Source organism: Albidovulum sediminicola (genome assembly GCF_025751575.1).
Lineage (GTDB): Bacteria > Pseudomonadota > Alphaproteobacteria > Rhodobacterales > Rhodobacteraceae > Albidovulum > Albidovulum sediminicola.
Genome location: NZ_JAOWLA010000006.1, coordinates 106592 through 124927 on the forward strand (window position 1 = coordinate 106592; position 18336 = coordinate 124927).

17 protein-coding genes are annotated in these 18336 nt (G+C 67.3%); 6 read left to right on the forward strand and 11 right to left on the reverse strand.

Annotation, left to right across the window (positions count from 1 at the left end):
• Nucleotides 1-34: 34 nt before the first annotated feature.
• The gene (locus tag OE647_RS08065) at nucleotides 35-1789 is read right to left on the reverse strand and encodes an acetolactate synthase 3 large subunit (protein WP_263721207.1); all 1755 of its coding nucleotides are present in this window, start codon (nucleotides 1787-1789) and stop codon (nucleotides 35-37) included.
• Between the two features lie 295 nt (nucleotides 1790-2084).
• Nucleotides 2085-2999 carry a calcium/sodium antiporter gene (locus OE647_RS08070; protein ID WP_263721208.1) on the reverse strand — a complete coding sequence of 305 codons (915 nt, stop codon included), beginning with the start codon at nucleotides 2997-2999 and terminating at the stop codon, nucleotides 2085-2087.
• A gap of 237 nt (nucleotides 3000-3236) precedes the next feature.
• Between OE647_RS08070 and OE647_RS08075 the strand changes: the two genes are divergently transcribed.
• Complete coding sequence (locus OE647_RS08075) at nucleotides 3237-4337, forward strand: TRAP transporter substrate-binding protein (RefSeq protein ID WP_263721209.1); 1101 nt, start codon at nucleotides 3237-3239, stop codon at nucleotides 4335-4337.
• Between the two features lie 67 nt (nucleotides 4338-4404).
• Here OE647_RS08075 and OE647_RS08080 read toward each other — a convergent pair whose 3' ends face one another.
• From OE647_RS08080 to OE647_RS08100, 5 genes are all read right to left on the reverse strand, one after another.
• On the reverse strand, nucleotides 4405-6144 hold the full coding sequence (locus OE647_RS08080) for a TRAP transporter large permease (RefSeq protein ID WP_263721210.1): 1740 nt from the start codon (nucleotides 6142-6144) through the stop codon (nucleotides 4405-4407).
• On the reverse strand, nucleotides 6141-6746 hold the full coding sequence (locus OE647_RS08085) for a TRAP transporter small permease subunit (RefSeq protein WP_263721211.1): 606 nt from the start codon (nucleotides 6744-6746) through the stop codon (nucleotides 6141-6143). Before OE647_RS08085 ends, OE647_RS08080 begins: the two co-directional genes overlap by 4 nt.
• Nucleotides 6747-6968: 222 nt before the next feature.
• On the reverse strand, nucleotides 6969-7805 hold the full coding sequence (locus OE647_RS08090) for an arginyltransferase (protein WP_263721212.1): 837 nt from the start codon (nucleotides 7803-7805) through the stop codon (nucleotides 6969-6971).
• 136 nt (nucleotides 7806-7941) lie between these two features.
• Nucleotides 7942-8394 carry a DUF2852 domain-containing protein gene (locus OE647_RS08095; RefSeq protein ID WP_263721213.1) on the reverse strand — a complete coding sequence of 151 codons (453 nt, stop codon included), beginning with the start codon at nucleotides 8392-8394 and terminating at the stop codon, nucleotides 7942-7944.
• Between the two features lie 104 nt (nucleotides 8395-8498).
• On the reverse strand, nucleotides 8499-8978 hold the full coding sequence (locus OE647_RS08100; protein WP_263721214.1) for a YbaK/EbsC family protein: 480 nt from the start codon (nucleotides 8976-8978) through the stop codon (nucleotides 8499-8501).
• 116 nt (nucleotides 8979-9094) lie between these two features.
• Here OE647_RS08100 and OE647_RS08105 point away from each other — a divergent pair, with 116 nt between their 5' ends.
• Both OE647_RS08105 and OE647_RS08110 read left to right on the forward strand, forming a co-directional pair.
• Nucleotides 9095-11878, forward strand: coding sequence for a [protein-PII] uridylyltransferase family protein (locus OE647_RS08105; RefSeq protein WP_263721215.1), 2784 nt, complete (start codon nucleotides 9095-9097; stop codon nucleotides 11876-11878).
• Between the two features lie 28 nt (nucleotides 11879-11906).
• Entirely contained in the window at nucleotides 11907-12182 is a 276-nt protein-coding gene (locus OE647_RS08110) for a hypothetical protein (protein ID WP_263721216.1), read from the forward strand.
• Nucleotides 12183-12557: 375 nt separating this feature from the next.
• On the opposite strand, the gene OE647_RS08115 is transcribed toward OE647_RS08110, so the two are convergent.
• From OE647_RS08115 to edd, 3 genes are all read right to left on the reverse strand, one after another.
• Nucleotides 12558-12785, reverse strand: coding sequence for a hypothetical protein (locus OE647_RS08115; RefSeq protein ID WP_263721217.1), 228 nt, complete (start codon nucleotides 12783-12785; stop codon nucleotides 12558-12560).
• A 56-nt stretch (nucleotides 12786-12841) separates the two neighbouring features.
• Nucleotides 12842-13483 (reverse strand): bifunctional 4-hydroxy-2-oxoglutarate aldolase/2-dehydro-3-deoxy-phosphogluconate aldolase, encoded by a 642-nt coding sequence (eda, locus tag OE647_RS08120; RefSeq protein ID WP_263721218.1) that lies wholly within the window; start codon nucleotides 13481-13483, stop codon nucleotides 12842-12844.
• Between the two features lie 102 nt (nucleotides 13484-13585).
• The gene (edd, locus tag OE647_RS08125) at nucleotides 13586-15391 is read right to left on the reverse strand and encodes a phosphogluconate dehydratase (protein ID WP_263721219.1); all 1806 of its coding nucleotides are present in this window, start codon (nucleotides 15389-15391) and stop codon (nucleotides 13586-13588) included.
• 173 nt (nucleotides 15392-15564) lie between these two features.
• On the opposite strand from edd, the gene OE647_RS08130 reads away from it, so the two are divergent.
• From OE647_RS08130 to OE647_RS08140, 3 genes are all read left to right on the forward strand, one after another.
• Nucleotides 15565-15735: a hypothetical protein gene (locus OE647_RS08130; RefSeq protein ID WP_263721220.1), complete on the forward strand. Its 171-nt coding sequence runs from the start codon at nucleotides 15565-15567 to the stop codon at nucleotides 15733-15735.
• 84 nt (nucleotides 15736-15819) lie between these two features.
• A complete protein-coding gene (locus OE647_RS08135; RefSeq protein WP_263721221.1) occupies nucleotides 15820-17019 on the forward strand; it encodes an RSP_2647 family RNA methyltransferase in 1200 nt (399 codons plus the stop codon).
• The gene (locus OE647_RS08140) at nucleotides 17016-17564 is read left to right on the forward strand and encodes an RSP_2648 family PIN domain-containing protein (protein ID WP_263721222.1); all 549 of its coding nucleotides are present in this window, start codon (nucleotides 17016-17018) and stop codon (nucleotides 17562-17564) included. The genes OE647_RS08135 and OE647_RS08140 overlap by 4 nt, the downstream gene beginning before the upstream one ends.
• A gap of 55 nt (nucleotides 17565-17619) precedes the next feature.
• On the opposite strand, the gene OE647_RS08145 is transcribed toward OE647_RS08140, so the two are convergent.
• Nucleotides 17620-18324 carry a M48 family metallopeptidase gene (locus tag OE647_RS08145; protein ID WP_263721223.1) on the reverse strand — a complete coding sequence of 235 codons (705 nt, stop codon included), beginning with the start codon at nucleotides 18322-18324 and terminating at the stop codon, nucleotides 17620-17622.
• Nucleotides 18325-18336: the final 12 nt, after the last annotated feature.

Genomic DNA, 18336 nt, shown 5'->3' on the forward strand with positions numbered 1-18336 from the left:
CTTCGTTGTGTCAGTTGCGCGGGGTCGCGCCGTCTCAGACGAGAACGGCGCCACCGGCCTGGATCGCGCCCTCGGTCGAGGCGTCGCCCAGAAGCATCTCGTTGTGCGGTTTGCCCGACGGGATCATGGGGAAGCAGTTTTCGTGCTTCTCCACCAGAACGTCGAGGATGAACGGCCCGTCGTATTCGATCATCGCCATGATCGCGTCGTCGAGATCCTTGGGGCTGTCCACCTTGGCACCGGAGCAGCCGAAGGCCTCGGCCAGCTTCACGAAGTCGGGCAGGCTTTCGGACCAGCTGTGCGAATAGCGCTCTCCGTGCAGCAGCTGCTGCCACTGGCGCACCATGCCCAGGCGTTCGTTGTTCAGGATGAACTGCTTGACCGGTGCGCGGAACTGCACGGCAGTGCCCATCTCCTGCATGTTCATCAACCAGGACGCCTCGCCCGCGACGTTGATGACCAGCGCGTCGGGATGGGCGACCTGCACGCCGATCGAGGCCGGCAGGCCGTAACCCATAGTCCCGAGCCCGCCGGAGGTCATCCAGCGGTTGGGCGCGTCGAAGCCCAGGAATTGCGCGGCCCACATCTGGTGCTGGCCGACCTCGGTCGTGACGTAGCGGTCACGGCCCTTGGTCAGGGCTTCAAGCCGCTCCAGCGCGTACTGCGGCTTGATGACCGTGTCGGAGCCCCGGTAGGTCAGGCATTTCTTGGCCTTCCATTGATCGATCCGCGACCACCACTTCGCGAGACCTTCCTTGTTGGTCTTGCGGCCGCGCGACTTCCAGACCTTCAGGAGGTCCTCAAGCACATGGCCGACGTCGCCGACGATGCCCAGATCGACATGGATGACCTTGTTGATCGAGGACGGGTCGATGTCGACATGCGCCTTTTTCGAGCGGGGGGAGAAGTCTGCGATGCGGCCCGTGATCCGGTCGTCGAAGCGCGCGCCGAGGTTGATCATCAGGTCGCAGTCATGCATGGCAAGGTTGGCCTCGTAGAGGCCATGCATGCCGAGCATGCCGATCCAGTGCTTGCCGCTGGCGGGATAGGCGCCGAGCCCCATCAGGGTCGAGGTCACCGGGAACCCGGTTGCATCCGCCAGTTCGCGCAGCAGCTGGCTGGCGCCGGGGCCGGAGTTGATGATGCCGCCGCCGGTATAAAGGATCGGGCGCTCGGCCTTTTCCATCATCTCGACCAGCTCGGTGATCAGTTCGATGTCGCCCTTGACCCGCGGCTGGTAGTGGCTGACGCGCGCGGCCTTCGGCGCGACATAGGCGCCGGTCGCGAACTGCACATCCTTCGGAATGTCGACCAGCACCGGGCCGGGGCGACCCTGGGTCGCGACGTGGAAGGCCTGGTGGATTGTCTCGGCCAGCTTGTCGGTGTCCTTGACCAGCCAGTTGTGCTTGGTGCAGGGGCGGGTGATGCCGACGGTGTCGGCCTCCTGGAAGCCGTCGGTGCCGATCATGAAGGTCGGAACCTGGCCCGTCAGGACGACGATCGGGATCGAGTCCATGAGCGCGTCGGTCAGGCCCGTGACGGCGTTCGTCGCGCCGGGCCCGGAGGTGACCAGGACCACCCCCGGCTTGCCTGTCGAACGCGCGTAGCCCTCGGCCATGTGGACCGCGCCCTGTTCGTGCCGCACGAGGATGTGGCGAATGTCGTTCTGCTGGAAGATCTCGTCATAGATCGGTAGCACCGCGCCCCCGGGATACCCGAAGACCGTGTCCACCCCCTGATCCCTCAGCGCCTGAACTACCATTCTCGCGCCGGTCATCTGCCCTGACATCTCTCGCTCCATCCGTGCATCGTCTTTGGCAACAAAAAGCCCCGGATCATCTTGACCGGGGCGCATGGGAACCATTCTGGCAACCGTCACCGGCCCATGCGCGTTCTTTCCACAAGTACGAGGATTGCGTGCATCGCCCCTCGGGTCCTTTCGCTGCTGTGCGGCGGAATTTATTCAGGGTTGATTGCAGCGTCAACCGCCAAAATCGGGAATAAAGTGTCGCAGGGGCTCAAATGGCCGTACTTTTATTGCGTAATGCCAGCGATACGGCGCAAGAATGCGAATCCGTAGCGTCTTAGCTGAACCCAAGCAGGACGAGATAGCCGCCGTAAGTCCCAAGAAGGCCCACGCCCGCGACCCTCCCGATACGTCCGGGAAACGCCGCGAAGGCCAGAAGCGCGAATGCGGCGGCGGCGGCAAGGCCGATGTCGAGGGCCGAAAAGTCGCTGTCGACCGGAATGGGGGTGATCGCCGCGGTGATGCCGAGGATCCCGAGAATGTTGAAGATGTTGGAGCCCAGAACATTGCCGATGGCGATCTCGGGGTGTTTGCGGATCGCGGCGAGGACGCCGGTCGCCATTTCCGGAAGCGAGGTTCCGATCGCGACGATCGTGAGGCCGATCACCGCCTCGGACACGCCGAAGGCGCGGGCCATCTGGGTGGCGCTGGCAACCAGCGCATTGGCGCCGAGCAGAAGGCCGACAAATCCGACGGCGAGAAGCGCCACTGATTGCCAGACGGGTCGCACGCGAATGGCGGTTTCCGGGATCTCGCGCGCGCTGGTCAGGCAGATCCAGAGATAGACGATAAGCGAGACGACAAGGAGCCCGCCCTCGATCCGCGAGACGACGCCGTCAAGCAGGACCACGCAAAGCGCCAACGTCGCCCCAAGCATGAAGACGAAGTCGCGCTTGAGTTTCACAAGGTTCAGGACGACCGGCACGATCATGGCCGACAGCCCCAGGATTAGAAGGACATTGGCGATGTTCGAGCCGACCACATTGCCCAATGCGAGCGCGGGAACACCCCCCAGGGCCGCCTGGACCGACACGAGGAGTTCCGGCGTCGAGGTGCCAAATCCGACGATGGTCAGGCCGATGACGAGCGGGGGGACATGAAAGCGTTGGGCGATCCCGACCGCACCTCGCACGAGGAATTCGCCGCCGAGGATAAGCCCCGCGAGGCCCGCAAGAAACATCAAGAAGATCAAAATACGCTCCGCTCCGCCTGCGCTAAAAGATCGCGCCGCAACCGCGCATTGCAAGGGGGTGCGGGTAAATTTAGCGGCCGTTGTTGCAACGGGTAGGGCGGCTGGCCGCCGGTTGACCCTGCGTTAGCCAAGGGTGCGGCAAACCCGCGCTTGAACCGGGGGGCGATCCGACTATTCTTTCGCCGTCCCGGCTGATCAACGGCCGGAACCGATATAATAAACGGGAGTTTCAGCTTAATGGATCGTCGTTCCTTTCTGACTAAGGCCGCGCTTGGCGGGGCGGCCGGATCGGCCGCGCTTGCCGCCCCTGCGATCGCGCAATCCGCACCGCAGTTCACCTGGCGCGTGACCTCCTCCTTCCCCAAGGCGCTGGACACCATCTTCGGCGCGGCCGAGACGATGGCAAAATACGTCAACGAGATGACCGATGGCGGGCTCACGCTCCAGGTCTTCCCGGCGGGGGAGCTGGTTCCGGGGCTTGAGGCGGCCGACGCAGTTTCGAGCGGGACGATCGAGGTCTGCCATACGGCGTCCTACTATTTCTGGGGCAAGGACCCCACCTATGCGCTCGGCACGACGGTGCCGTTCGGGATGAACTACCGCCAGATGAACGCCTGGCTCTACTACGGCGGCGGCATCGACCAACTTAACGAGTTCTTCCACACCCAGAACCTGCACTACATGCCCTGTGGCAACACCGGCGCGCAGATGGGGGGCTGGTACCGTAAGGAGATCAACTCGGTCGCCGACCTGCAGGGGCTGAAGATGCGGATCGGCGGCCTTGCCGGCAAGATCATCGAGAAACTGGGGGTCGTGCCGCAACAGATCGCCGGCGGTGACATCTATCCATCGCTCGAAAAGGGCACGATCGACGCGGCCGAATGGGTCGGTCCCTACGATGACGAGAAGCTCGGCTTCTACAAGGTCGCGCCCTATTACTACTACCCGGGCTGGTGGGAAGGCGCGCCGACGCTCTCGACCATGGTCAACCTCGAGAAGTGGAACGAGCTGCCGGCGCATTACCAGTCGGTGATGGCCACGGCCTGCGAGGCTGCGAACTCCAACATGATGGCGAGCTACGACTGGAAGAACCCGAACGCACTGCGTTCGCTCGTGGCGAATGGTGCGCAACTGCGGCCCTTCCCGCAGGATGTGATGTCGGCGGCCTTCGACGCGGCCCAAGCCACCTACGAGGAAATCGGCGCGACCAATCCGATGTTCAAGAAGATCCTCGACAGCCAGAACGCGTTCCGCAGGGACGCCTACCTTTGGGCGCAGCTGTCCGAATACAACTACGACGTGTTCATGATGAGCCAGCAGCAGGCCGGCAAACTCTGATCACCGGGCGTCATGCAAAAGGAAGGCCCCGGATTTCCGGGGCCTTCTTTGTTCAGTGCGCTTCGGCTCAGGGCTTGACGACGGGTTCGCCAAGCTGGGGCGCGCCCAGTTGCGGGGCGCCGAGCTGGGGAACGCCCAGCTTGGGGGCGCCCAGGGTTGGCAGCCCGCCGCCCGTGCCCGAAGGCGCGCCGAGGGTCGGCAGGCTGGGCACGGTTATTTCGATCGTGCTGGGGTCGATGACCTTGCCCTTGTAGTGCATGACCATCCCGGGGAAGGCGATCACCACCGCGATCATCACGACCTGGATGACCACGAAGGGCACCGCGCCCCAGTAGATCTGCCCGGTGGACACCCCGGTGAGCGTCTGGCCTGTGACCTTGTCCACGTATGAGCCGCGCGGCGCTACCGAGCGCAGGTAGAAAAGCGCGAAGCCGAAGGGCGGGTGCATGAACGAGGTCTGCATGTTGACCCCCAGGATTACCCCGAACCAGATCAGGTCGATGCCCAGCCGCTCGGCCGCCGGGGCCAGAAGGGGCACGATGATGAAGGCAAGCTCGAAGAAATCGAGGAAGAAGGCCAGCAGGAAGACCAGGACCGACACGATGATCAGGAAGCCCATCTGTCCGCCCGGCAGGCCGGTCAGCAGGTGCTCCACCCAGACATGCCCGTTCACCCCGTAGAAGGTCAGCGAGAAGACCCGTGCGCCGACCAGGATGAACATCACGAAAGATGCAAGCCGCGTGGTCGCGATCAACGCGCCGCGCACCACCTCAAGGTTGAGGCGGCGCTTGCCGGCGGCCAGCGCCAAGGCGCCGACGGCCCCCATGGCGCCACCCTCGGTCGGGGTCGCGACGCCCATGAAGATCGTGCCCAGCACCAGGAAGATCAGCGCCAGGGGCGGGATCAGCACCATGATCACCTGACCGGCAAGGCGGCTGAGGATCTTGAGCCCCAGCGCCCGGTCGATCACGGCAAAGCCGTAGACGACCGCCACCGCCAGCGAGGCGCCGAGGATATCGGCATTTGCGCCTTGCGTCGGCACCAGCCAGACATGGGCGCCGTAGCCGATGGCGACCGCCGCAGCCAGTGCCACGAGAAGCGAGGGTACCCCCTGGCCAAGCGTGCGTGCCTCTTTCGGCAGGGCCGGGACCCAGGCGGGCCGGACGAGCGAGACAACGAAGACATAGCCAAGGTAGAGCCCGGTCAGCACGAGGCCGGGCACCAGCGCCCCCTTGTACATGTCGCCGACCGACCGGCCGAGTTGGTCGGCCAGCACGATCAGCACCAGCGAGGGCGGGATGATCTGCGCCAGCGTGCCGGAGGCCGCGATCACCCCCGTCGCCACGCGCCGGTCGTAGCCGTAGCGCAGCATGATCGGAAGCGAGATCAGCCCCATCGCGATGACCGAGGCCGCCACGACCCCCGTTGTCGCCGCCAGCAGCGCCCCCACCACGATGACCGCATAGGCAAGGCCGCCCCGGACCGGGCCGAAAAGCTGGCCGATCGTGTCCAGAAGGTCCTCTGCCATGCCGGATTTCTCCAGCACGATCCCCATGAAGGTGAAGAAGGGAATGGCCAGCAGCGTCTCGTTCGAGAGCACTCCCCACAATCGCTGGGGCATGGTGAAGAGAAGCGGCCAGTCGAGCGTGATCGTGTGCTCGGACCAGGGCGCGAGCCAGACGCCGATGGCGAAGAACATAAGCCCGTTCGCCGCAAGCGAGAAGGCGACCGGGTAGCCCAGCAGGAGGAAGACCACCAGCGAGGCGAACATGATGGGTGCCATGTTGATGGCGATGAATTCGATCATTCGGGCTTGTCTCCGGTCCGGCGGGTGGCATCTTCGGCCATGGCGACGGCTTCAATCTCTGCCGCCTGGTGATGCGAGACGAAGGGATGCGGGTCCTCGATCAACCCGCGCATCACCGCGATCTTCTTGATGATTTCGGAGATCGCCTGAAGCGTCAGCAGCGCGAAGCCCACGGCCAGAACCGCCCGCGCGGGCCAGATCACCAGCCCCCCGGCGTTGGTGGAGATCTGCCCGATCTTCCAGGCCTGATAGGCGTAGGGCGCCGTCATCCAGGTCATCAGGACCACGAAGGGCGTCAGGAACAGGACGTGGCCGATCAGGTCGATCCAATGCTGCGCCCGCCGCGACCGGGTGCCATAGAAAATGTCGATCCGGATATGTTCGTTTTCCTTCAGCGTGTAGGCGGCAGCCAGCATGAAGGCCGCGCCGTAAAGGTACCACTGAAGCTCCAGCCAGGCGTTGGACGAGACCGAGAACGCCTTGCGGATGATCGCGTTGACCGCACTGACGAGGATCGCCAGAAGGATCAGCCAGATCACGGATTTGCCGACCCATTCGTTGAGCCGGTCAATGCCCCTCGCGAGGGACAGAAGTGCTTGCATTGCCTTTATCCTCCCCTGGCGCTGGTTGCGCCTTGCCCGAAACGGGAAACTGGTCACTCAACCTGTTTTACACGGCACCCCCGGGAACCCGGCCAACGGTCCGGCTGGGCCGGGCGAATGCGATGGCCGCATAGTGCACAGGCTTGGGGGCGCACGCCAGCGGCGCGTGGGATTGACCTTGGGTCAAGCGGGGCGCTTTGCCCGCGACGGTGTGCCGCGCCTTCATCCCGCCTTCGGATGGGCTTCCGGCAAGGCGATGCGGGCAACCTGCTCGGCGATCGGATCGACCGAGAGCGGATGCGTCTCGCCGCTGTGGCCTTCCGGATCGCCGATGTCCTGCCAGCTGCCGTTCTTGTAGATTTCCAGCGCCCCGAAATTGGCCTTGTAACCCATCTTGCGGCTGCCCGGCACCCAGTAGCCCAGATAGACATATGGCAGCCCCATGGAGCGGGCGATCGCCACATGGTCCAGGATGATATAGGTGCCAAGGCTCGCGCCGATGCGGTCTGGCTCGTAGAAGCTGTAGACCATGGATAGCCCGTCATCGAGCACGTCGGTCAGGCAGACCGCGACAAGATCCCGTGTGCCGGCCGTGCCGGGCGCGCGGTCGGAATATTCGACGACACGGCTCTTGACCGGCGTCTCCTCGATCATCGCGGCGAATTCAAAGATGTCCATGTCGGCCATGCCGCCCTTGGCGTGGCGGCTGTCGAGGTAGCGGCGGAAGAGCGCGAACTGATCCTCGGTCGCCCAGGGGCTGGTCGCATCGCGCCGAAGCGTCGCGTTCTTGCGAAGCGTGCGCCGCTGGCTCTTGTTCGGTTCGAAATCGGCCACGCGGATGCGCGCCGACAGGCAGGCGGTGCATTCCGCGCAGGAGGGCCGGTAAAGCACGTTCTGCGACCGCCGGAACCCCTGCTTGGACAGCGCGTCGTTCAGGCGCTTGGCGTTCTCGCCCTGAAGCGCGGTAAATAGCTTCCTCTCCGACCGCCCGTCGAGATAGGGGCAGGGCTGGGGCGCCGTCACATAGAACTGGGGCGCGATGGGAAGCGTATGGCGCATGGGGCCCTTGGGATTGCCGATCGCAGGGACGTTAGCAAGGGACTTCCTATCCGCCAAGTGTTTCCTGCGCCTCCGGCTTTTGCGCAGCATAGGAGCAATGCCGGGTGGCGGGAAGCCGCCGCCCGGCAAAGGCGTTTCAGTAAGCGCCGCTACCGGCAGGGGTATCGCCCGGTCGCGCGTCCCGATCGGTCTCCTCGCCGCCCTGACGCGCGGCGCGGGCCCGCTCGTCCAGGTACTGATCGAATTCGGACTTGTCCTTGCTTTCGCGCAGCCGCTTGAGGAAGGCCTCGAACTCTTCCTGCTCGCGTTCGAGCCGGTCGAGCGTATTGGCCTTGTAGGCGTCGAAGGCGCTGTTGCCCGACGACCGGAACCCGTGCCGGCGGGCGTGGTTCCAGGGGGTGTCGTGATGGCGGCTCCGGCCGCAACGGTTTGCGAACATGCGTTTGCTCCAGATCATATAGGCCAGAAGGGCAAGGCCCAGCGGCCAGAAGATGATGAATCCCAGGATCATCGCAATGATCCATGCGCCTTTCCCGCGCTCGTCGAGCCAGCTTTCGGCCCGTGAAGGCCAGGTGGCGATCGTGCTCATTCCGCGTCCTCCGCACAAGATGTGAACCCTTTTCACATTACCGGAGATCGGTATGCGCCCCGGCGCATTCAAGGCGTGAAGTGAATTATTTTAACATTCGGGCTTCAGCCCCGCGCGGCGGTGAACGCGGCTTGCCGCGCCCCGGTGATCCGGAGGAGGTCCTGCGGCGCGATGGCGAAGATGTGGCGCGGGGTTCCGGCGGCGGCCCAGACCACGTCGAAGTCCAGAAGCCGAGGGTCGAAATAGGTCTCGACCGGGGCGATCAGGCCCAGGGGCGCGACCCCGCCGATGGCAAAGCCCGTCTCGGCCCTGACCAGGTCGGCATCGGCCCGGCCCAGCGGCTGACCGGCCAGCGCGCTCGCCTGTTCCGGATCGACGCGGTTACCGCCTGCGGTGACGAAAAGGACGACATGGCCCGAGCTTTCGCCGCGAAAGATGATCGACTTCGCGATCTGGTCCAGCGCGCAACCCGCTGCCGCCGCAGCTTCCTCGGCCGTGCGAGTCGATCCCGGCATCTCGGTGATGCGCACACTGACCCCGGCCGCGGCCAGTGCCGCCTCCACGCGTTTCAGGCTCTTGCTCATCCTGTCCTCCCTGCGTCCGGCCCCGGCATCCCATGCCCGCGCGCGAAGTTCAATGGCCGCCGTCGCGCGGGGCGCGGCCCCGTTGACCGCGCCGCGCGCGCCGCTACTGTGCGGCCATGAGCTTCGCTTCGCGCCTGACCCGCTGCCCCATCCCCCACGATCCCGCCCGGACCGAGGAACCGCGTGTCCGCTTCGCCGCGCTCGCGCCGGAATTGCGGGCGCTTCTGGAGGGGACTGCCGGGTGCAGCCCCTACCTCGCCGGCCTGATGGCGCGCGAGGCCGACTGGATCGAGGCGGCACTGGCCGGCAGCCCCGAGGACGCGCTTGAGGACGCGCTGTCGCTGGGCGAAGGGGTGGCGAGCGCGGCCTTGGGGTCCGCCTTGCGTCAGGCCAAGGCAAGGATTGCGCTTCTGTCGGCGCTGGCCGACCTTGGCGGTGTCTGGACGTTGGAGGAGGTGACGGGCGCGTTGACACGGCTCTCCGACGTGGCGGTCTCGCGCGCGCTTTCGGCGCTGGTCGCCGACGACATCCGCCGCGGCAAGATCCCCGGCGCGGTGCCCGAGGATGCGGCGACCGCTGCGGGGATGGTTTCCATCGCCATGGGCAAGACCGGGGCGGGGGAACTTAACTATTCCTCCGACATCGACCTGATCTGCCTGTTCGACGAATCCCGCTACGCCCCCGACGACGTGCAGGAGGCGCGCGCCGCCTTCATCCGCATCGTGCGCCGCATGACCGCGATGCTCTCGGACATGACGCCGGAGGGCTATGTCTTCCGCACCGACCTGCGGCTCAGGCCCGATGCCTCGGTCACGCCGGTCTGCATCTCCATGGGCGCGGCGGAACAGTATTACGAGGCGCAGGGCCGCACCTGGGAACGCGCGGCCTATATCAAGGCCCGGGCGGCCTCTGGCGACATCGCGGCGGGGGAGAGGTTCCTGGCCACGCTGACGCCCTTCGTCTGGCGCCGTCACCTCGACTTCGCGGCCATTCAGGACGCGCACGACATGCGGCTGCGAATCCGTGACCACAAGGGCCTGCACGGCCGCTCCATGCTGGAGGGGCGCGACCTGAAGCTCGGTCCCGGTGGCATCCGGGAGATTGAGTTCTTCACCCAGACGCGGCAGCTGATCGCGGGCGGGCGAGACGCCGACCTGCGTCAGCGCGATACCGTGGGCGGTCTTGCCGCGCTGGCCTGGAAGGGCTGGATCACGCAAGGGGTGGCGGACGAGCTTACCCGCCACTACCGCGATCACCGCGAGGTCGAGCATCGGTTGCAGATGGTCGGCGACGCCCAGACCCATGCGCTGCCCGTCATGCCCGAGGGGTTCGACGTGATCGCGCGGATGATGGGGATCGGCGACACCGACGCGCTGCGCAAGACCCTGCGCGAGCGTCTGGACCGGGTGGCGGAACTGACCGAAAGCTTCTTCGCCCCCGGCGAGATACGCGCCGCCCCGAGCATGCGCCCCGAGATGCGCGCGCTCGTGGACGGATGGCGGGCCTATCCGGCGCTGCGTTCGGAACGCGCGACGCGCATATTCAAGCGGGTGGAGCCGGAAATCCTGTCGCGCCTTCAGCGCGCGGCGAACCCGGAAGAGGCGCTGAGCCAGTTCGACGGTTTTCTTCGGGGACTGCCGGCCGGCGTGCAGTTGTTTTCGCTTTTTGAGGCCAATCCGCAGCTTATTGACCTTATTGTTGATATTTGTGCAACCTCACCGGCGCTCGCGGCCTATCTCTCGCGCAATGCGGCGGTGCTGGACGCGGTGATCGGCGGCGATTTTTTCGCCCCCTGGCCGGGGCTTCCGGCGCTTCGGGGCGAACTGGCGGAACGGCTGGCGGAAATCCCGGATTACGAACGCAAGCTGGATGCGGCCCGGCGCTGGGCCAAGGAATGGCACTTCCGCGTCGGTGTCCATCACCTGCGCGGGCTGATCGATGCGCAGACCGCGGGGCGCGAATATGCCGAGCTTGCGCAGGCCTGCCTCTCCGCGCTGTGGGAGCCCTGCCTCGCGGAGTTCGCGCGCAAGCACGGCGCGCCGCCGGGCCGGGGGGCGGTGGTCATGGGCATGGGTTCGCTCGGGGCGGAACGGCTGAACGCGGCCTCCGACCTCGACCTGATCGTGATCTACGATGCCGCAGGGGTCGATGCCTCGGACGGGAAGCGCCCGCTTGCCGCGCGCCAATACTACGCGCGCCTGACGCAGGCCCTGGTCACCGCGTTGACCGCGCAGATGTCGGAGGGCCAGCTTTACGAGGTCGACATGCGGCTGCGCCCCTCGGGGCGGCAGGGGCCGGTGGCGACGGCGCTTACAGGCTTCCGCGACTACCAGATGACCGAGGCCTGGACCTGGGAACATCTCGCGCTGACGCGCGCGCGCCCGGTCGCGGGTTCGCCCGAGCTTGCCGCCGACGTGGAGGCGATCCGGCGTGAGGTTCTGGCGGCCAAGGCGGGCGGGGCGACGGTGCGCGCCGATGTGGCCGACATGCGGGCGCGCATCTTCGCCGCCAAGGCCGCTGACGGAGACTGGGAAGCCAAGATCGGCCCCGGTCGGCTTCAGGATCTGGAGCTTCTGGCGCAGATGGTCACGCTTCAGGCCGCCGACCCCGCCCGCCGGGTCGAGGCGCAGTTGCGCGCAGGCCTGCGCGCGGGCCTGCTGACGAAGGAGGAGGAAGGCACCCTGCAGGGCGCCTACCGCTTCCTCTGGCGGCTCCAGGCGGGCGGTCGCCTGCTGAGCGACCGGGCGCTGGATCTGGAGGCGATCGGCGAGGGCGGCCGGGCCTTTCTCATGCGCGAGGCGGGATGCGAAGATCTCGATGGACTTCGCCACCGGCTGAACGATACTGTAGCTGCCGTTGCAGCGATTGCGGACCGTCATCTCGGCGCGCCGGGCGACTGACGGCGGGGTGAATATGGCGAGGAAACTGATGGACCTTTCGAAGGCCGATCCCAAGGGGCTGGTGCGCGAAAGCTACGCGATCGAGGGAATCACGCCGGGCGAATGCCGGTCGATCTTCCTCGACTGGGCGCTTAGCATCGCTGCCGGCACCGATGCGCGCGAAGCCATGCGGGTCTTGATCGCCACCTATGCCTTTACCAACGAGGGCCATCCGATGAATGCCGTGCTTGAAGCCGGGCTGACCGAGGCTCCCAAGGCCGCGCGCCGAGGTGGCCGCATGGGACGACTGGGCGCGCGCGGATAGGGTCACGAGCCTGCCACAGGCGGTGCTTTGCGGGTTTCTCGCCGCGCCACCGCCGTTTGATCTTCAAACCATGGGCTTGTCAAAGCCATGTGCCGCGCGCCTCCGCCGGGGGGGGGGCGGTTCTTTCGCGCGCCATCCGGGGGCCACATTTACGTGGTTCGCTGGGGGAAGTGGATGGTTTTGACGAGTGATCTGATGAAGCGCATTTCAGCGAAACCGCGCCCGGCCGTCTGTGTCCCGGCGCTTTTGCTTGGCCCCGCCGCGATCGGGGCTGCCAGCCTGACGACCAGGTTCTCCCCGGAGGGGCCCGCGGATTCCGCCTTGGCGTGGGGCCTTTACGTGGCACTTTTTGGTCTGGCCATGCAGGTGGCCTGTTCACTCCTTGCGGGGGCGGAACCCGTCCGGCCCGGCGATGACCGAGCGGTACAGGTGCTTCTGACGCTCCGACGCAACCGGCTTTGCTGCGCGCTGGCCGCCGCGCTTGCCGGGTTGGGGCTGGGCGTGGCGGCGCTGGCCGTGGTCGCGGGCGCATTCCCCAGGCCCGGGACGCTCGCCGCCGGGTATGGGGCCATGCTGGCGCTGGGCTGGTTGATCCTGGGACACGCGGCCTCGGACCGGGCGGTGCACCGGGCACTGGCCCGGCTTGAGGGTCGCGTGGATCAGCGGGGCAGGGCGGCGGCCTCGCGCGCGAGCGCCTCGATCGCGGGCCAGTCGCCCGCCGCCACGCGATCTTTCGGCACGACCCAGCTGCCCCCAACGCAGAGGACGTTGGGAAGCCTCAGGTAGTCCGGCGCGGTCTTCAGGCCGATGCCGCCGGTCGGGCAAAAACGCACCTGCGGCAGCGGCGAGGCAAGCGAGCCAAGCGCCTTGGCGCCGCCGATCGCCTCGGCCGGGAAGAATTTCTGCACCGTGTAGCCGCGCTCCAGAAGCGCCATCACCTCGGACGCGGTGGCCGCGCCGGGCAGGAGCGGCAGGTCGTGTTCCGCGCAGGCGTCCAGAAGCCGGTCGGTCGCGCCGGGCGAGACGCCGAAGCGCGCGCCCGCCGCCTTGGCGGCCTTCACGTCATCGGGCGTCAGCAGCGTCCCGGCCCCCACGACCCCGCCCGGCACTTCGGCCATGGCGCGGATTGCGTCGAGCGCGGCGGGGGTTCTGAGCGTGACCTCAAGCGCGGGAAGGCCGCCTGCGACCAGGGCGCGGGCCAGCCCGTCCGCCAGGCCCGCGTCCTCGATGACCAGGACCGGGACCACCGGGGCCAGCGCGCAGATTTCGAGGGCGTGACGGCTTTGTTCGGCTGGGGTCATGTCAGGGTCCTTTCGGCATTGCGCCCGGGATGGCCCGTGGAAGCCTCCGGCGGGAGTATTTGGAACAGAGTGAAACCTTGGTGCAAGACCGTTTCGCGCCCCTCAGGTCACCAGCGCGCCGCCGGTTTCAGCGGGGCCCGCATGGGTGCGGAAGGCCTCGAAAAGCTCGCGTCCGATACCGTGGCGGTTTGCCGAAAGGTCGGCCATGACGGGCGCCCGGTCGTCGAAATCCGGTACCAGCGCCTGAAGCGTGCCCGCCACCGCATCGACGCGGACGAGGTCGCCTTCGCGCAGGCGCGCCAGTGGGCCGCCCACCGCGGCCTCCGGGCTGATGTGGATCGCGGCGGGAACCTTGCCCGAAGCGCCCGACATCCGCCCGTCCGTGACCAGCGCCACCTTCAGCCCCCGATCCTGGAGGACCGAAAGCGTGGGGGTCAGCGAATGCAGTTCCGGCATGCCATTGGCGCGCGGCCCCTGGAAGCGGACGACCACCACGCAATCGGAGGTGAACTCTCCCCGCTTGAAGGCCGCCTTGACCTCGTCCTGGCTGTGGAAGATGCGCGCCGCGGCCTCGATCACGTGGCGCTCCGGCGCGACGGCCGAGACCTTCATCACCCCGCGTCCAAGGTTGCCCGCGAGTTGCTTGAGCCCGCCGCTGGGTTGGAACGGATCGGTCGCGGGGCGCAGGATCTTGTCGTTGAGGCTTTCGCGCGGGCCCTCGGTCCAGGTCAGTGCGCCGTCGAGGATCTTCGGCTCCGCTGCGTAGCGCGCAAGTCCGGTGCCCGCGACGGTGCGGACATCCTCGTGCAAGAGGCCGGCGTCCAGAAGCTCCGCGATCATGAAGGCGATGCCGCCCGCCGCATGGAAATGGTTCACGTCGGCCATGCCGTTGGGGTAGACGCGGGCCATCAGCGGCACGGCCTCCGACAGGGCGGCGAAGTCCTCGAGGTCGAGCAGGATGCCCGCGGCACGCGCCATGGCGGGCAGATGCAGGACCAGGTTCGTCGATCCGCCCGTCGCCATCAGGCCGACCATGCCGTTGACGAAGGCGCGCTCGTCCAGAACCTCGCCCGCCGGGGTGTAGTCGTTGCCAAGGGCGGTGATCGCGGCGGCACGCGCCACGGCGGCCTCGGTCAGGGCCTCGCGCAGGGGGGTGCCGGGATTGACAAAGGCGGCGCCCGGCAGGTGCAGGCCCATGAACTCCATCAGCATCTGGTTGGTGTTCGCGGTGCCGTAGAAGGTGCAGGTGCCCGGTCCGTGGTAGGAGGCCATCTCGGCCTCCATCAGCTTGTCGCGCCCGACCTCGCCGGTCGCGAACTGCTGCCGCACCTTCGACTTCTGGTCATTGGGCAGGCCCGAGGTCATGGGCCCCGAGGGCACGAAGATTGCCGGAACATGGCCGAAGGTCGCCGCGGCCATGATCAGCCCCGGCACGATCTTGTCGCAGATGCCAAGGTAAAGCGAGGCGTCGAAGCAGTTGTGGCTCATCGCGACACCGGCCGAAAGCGCGATCACGTCGCGTGAGAAGAGCGACAGCTCCATCCCCGGCTGGCCTTGCGTGACACCGTCGCACATCGCCGGCACGCCGCCCGCGACCTGGGCCGTGGCGCCCGCCCGGCGGGCGGCGGCGCGGATCTTCTCCGGATAATGCTCATAGGGCTGATGCGCCGAGAGCATGTCGTTGTAGGCCGTGACGATCCCGATGTTGGGCTGGCGCGCACCCGCCAACGCCCCCTTGTCCGCGCCCATGGCCGCATAGGCATGGGCCTGGTTCCCGCAGCTCAGATGGGCGCGGGCCGGTCCGTCCTCCGCCGCGCGGCGGATCCGCTCTAGATAAGCGCGGCGCGTCTCGGCAGAGCGGTCGCGGATACGGCCGGTGACATCGGCAATGGTCTGATGAAGCGGCATGGGCGCCCCCTTTGGCAAGTCGCCGCGTCTGTAGCACATTAAGTTAGCGCTAACAACGCCAGAAGTGACGCTTGTTGCAGACGCATGGCGGGCATTCGGGTTTGGCGGTGGCGAAGCCCCAGAACGCGGCCTAAGTCACGCCGCAGCCACAATACCCGATACCGGAGCTTACCATGTCCGACCCGATCCTTCGCAAAGAAATCTCCTCCCATGCCGCGATCATCGCTCGCGCGCATCAGCTTCGTGCCGAAGCGGTGGGCGATATGACCGCCCGCGCCGTGCGTGCGGCTGCGCGCGCGTTTTCGCGCCTTCTCCTGCGCCGCGGCGCGCTCGTCGCCCGCTAAAACCGGGGCAGGGCGCGGCAACGCACCCTTTCGCCCGGCTTGCGAAGCCTTTAAGGGAAGACAAACCACACCCGGATCCTTCCCATGACCGACAGCCCGCTACCCATCGTCCGCCTGCGCCCCAAGGCCGAGGCCCGCGCAATTCGCCACGGCTTCCCTTGGGTCTATGCCGATGAGCTTGTGACGGACCGGCGGACCTCCAAGCTGGCGCCGGGTGCCCTCGCGGTGCTTGAGGATGCGGAGCGGCGGCCGCTTGGCCTTGTCACCGTCAACGTCCAGTCCAAGATCATCGCGCGGATGATGGACCGCGACCCGGGGGCGGTGATCGACCGCCCCTGGCTGGCGGCCCGCATCGCGCGTGCGGCCGCGCTGCGCGACCGGCTTTATGACGCGCCCTTCTACCGCCTCATCCATGCCGAATCCGATGGGCTTCCCGGCGTGGTGATCGACCGCTTCGGCGATGCCGCGGTGATCCAGCCCAACGCCGCCTGGGCCGAAACGCTGATCGAGGAGATTGCCGCCGCGCTGGCCGAGGTCACGGGCGTCACCCGGATCATCAAGAACGGCACCGGCAGGTCGCGCGGTCTGGAGGGGCTGGCCGAGGAAACCACGATCTTGTCCGGCGTGATCGAGGCCCCGATCCCCGTGCCGATGAACGGCGCGACCTATATGGCCGACCTGCTGGGCGGGCAAAAGACCGGCCTGTTCTATGATCAGCGCCCGAACCACGCCTTCGCGCAGCGCCTGGCGAAGGCCGCCCGCGTGCTCGACGTATTTGCCCATGTCGGGGGCTTCTCGCTCGCGGCGCTGGCGGGCGGGGCCGAGTGCGCGCTCGCCGTGGATTCCTCGGCGACCGCACTCGCACTGGCCGAACGTGGGGCCGAGGCCGCGGGGGCGGGCGCACGCTTCGCAACCCGCCAGGGCGACGCCTTCGCGGTGATGGAGGCGCTGGCCGCCGAGGGCGAGACCTTCGACCTCGTGGTCTGCGATCCGCCGGCCTTCGCGCCCTCCAAACCCGCGCTGGAGGCGGGCCTGCGTGCCTATGAGCGCGTCGCGCGCCTGGCGGCGCCCCTGGTCGCGCCGGGGGGCTTCCTGGGCCTTTGCTCCTGCTCGCATGCCGCCGACCTCACGCAGTTCCGCAATGCCTCGGCGCGCGGGATCGGGCGTGGCGGGCGGCGCGGTCAGCTCCTCCACACCGGCTATGCCGGCCCCGATCACCCGATGCTGCCGCAACTGGCGGAATCGGGCTATCTCAAGGCGCTGTTCTTCCGGCTGGACGGATGAAGGCACTGCTCGACGCCTGCGTCCTTTATCCGACGGTCCTCCGCGAAATCCTGACCGGCGTGGCGCAGGCGGGCCTCTACACTCCCCTCTGGTCCGACCGCATCCTTGAGGAATGGGCCCGCGCCACCCGCAAGCTCGGCCCCGGCGCGGAAGAGATCGCGCGGGGCGAAATCGTGCGGCTGCGCGCAGACTTCCCCAAGGCAACGGTGGCCGAACGCCCCGGCCTTGCGGCGCGGCTGCACCTGCCCGATGTCGACGACATCCATGTACTCGCCGCCGCCATCGCCGGGGGCGCGGATGTGATCGTGACCTTCAACGCCGCCGACTTCCCCCGACAGGCGCTGGCAGAGGAAGGCATCGCGCGCCTCGATCCCGACCGTTTCCTTCTCGACCTCTGGCTGGGCGCACCGGACCCGGTCGCCGCTGCCGTCGAACGGGTCCGCGCCCGCGCCGAGGATCTGTCGGGCGAGCCGCAGCCCCTGCGCGCCCTTCTCAAGCGCGCGAAAATCCCGCGCCTTGGCAAGGCGTTGACGCCCCCCAACTGACCCTCGCTTTCATTCTGGCGCCAAATACTCCCGCCGGAGGCTCCCGCAGCCTGCCTCAGGCGCGCGAAATGGGGGCTGCCAAGCCCCAGCGACGCTCGTTCGCCTCGATCGCGCCGATGCGCGCATCGGTGTCGGGGTGGCTCGCCAGCCAGACCGGCGGGCGCCGCCCCTCGGTCCCCGTCAGTCGCCCGAGCTTGGCGAAAAGCGATTTCTGCGGCCCGGTCCCGATCCCCGCCTTGATGAGCAGCGCGGAGGCCCATTCGTCGGCCTCGAACTCGTCCTGACGGCTCAGACGCGCGGCGAGCAGCCCGGTGAGGAAGTTCGCGACATAGAAGCCGACGCCCGGCAGGATCCGGCCAAGGACCGCGACCAGAACCACCCGGATCGCGTTCTGACCCGAAAAGTCGATCATCCGGCGGCGTGCGTGGCCAAGCGCCACATGTCCCAGCTCATGCGCGATCACGCTGGCCATCTCTTCGCCCGTCACCTCCCCGGCGTTGAATTTCTTCACGAACCCGCGGGTGAGGAAGATCCGCCCGTCGGGGGCAGCAAGGCCGTTGACCGGCTCGATCTCATAGACGCGGACGGGCACTTGGGCCACGCCCAGCGGCTCGGCAAGCCGGTCGACCACCCGCAAGAGCGCCGGGTCGTCCAGCGGGCGCGACCGCGCGTCCAACTCCCTGCGCGTGCGCCAGGCGGAGAAGTGATAGAGCACCAGCCCGTAAAGGACCGCCAGCAGGATGGGGACAAGCTTCAGCATGGCTGCAATATG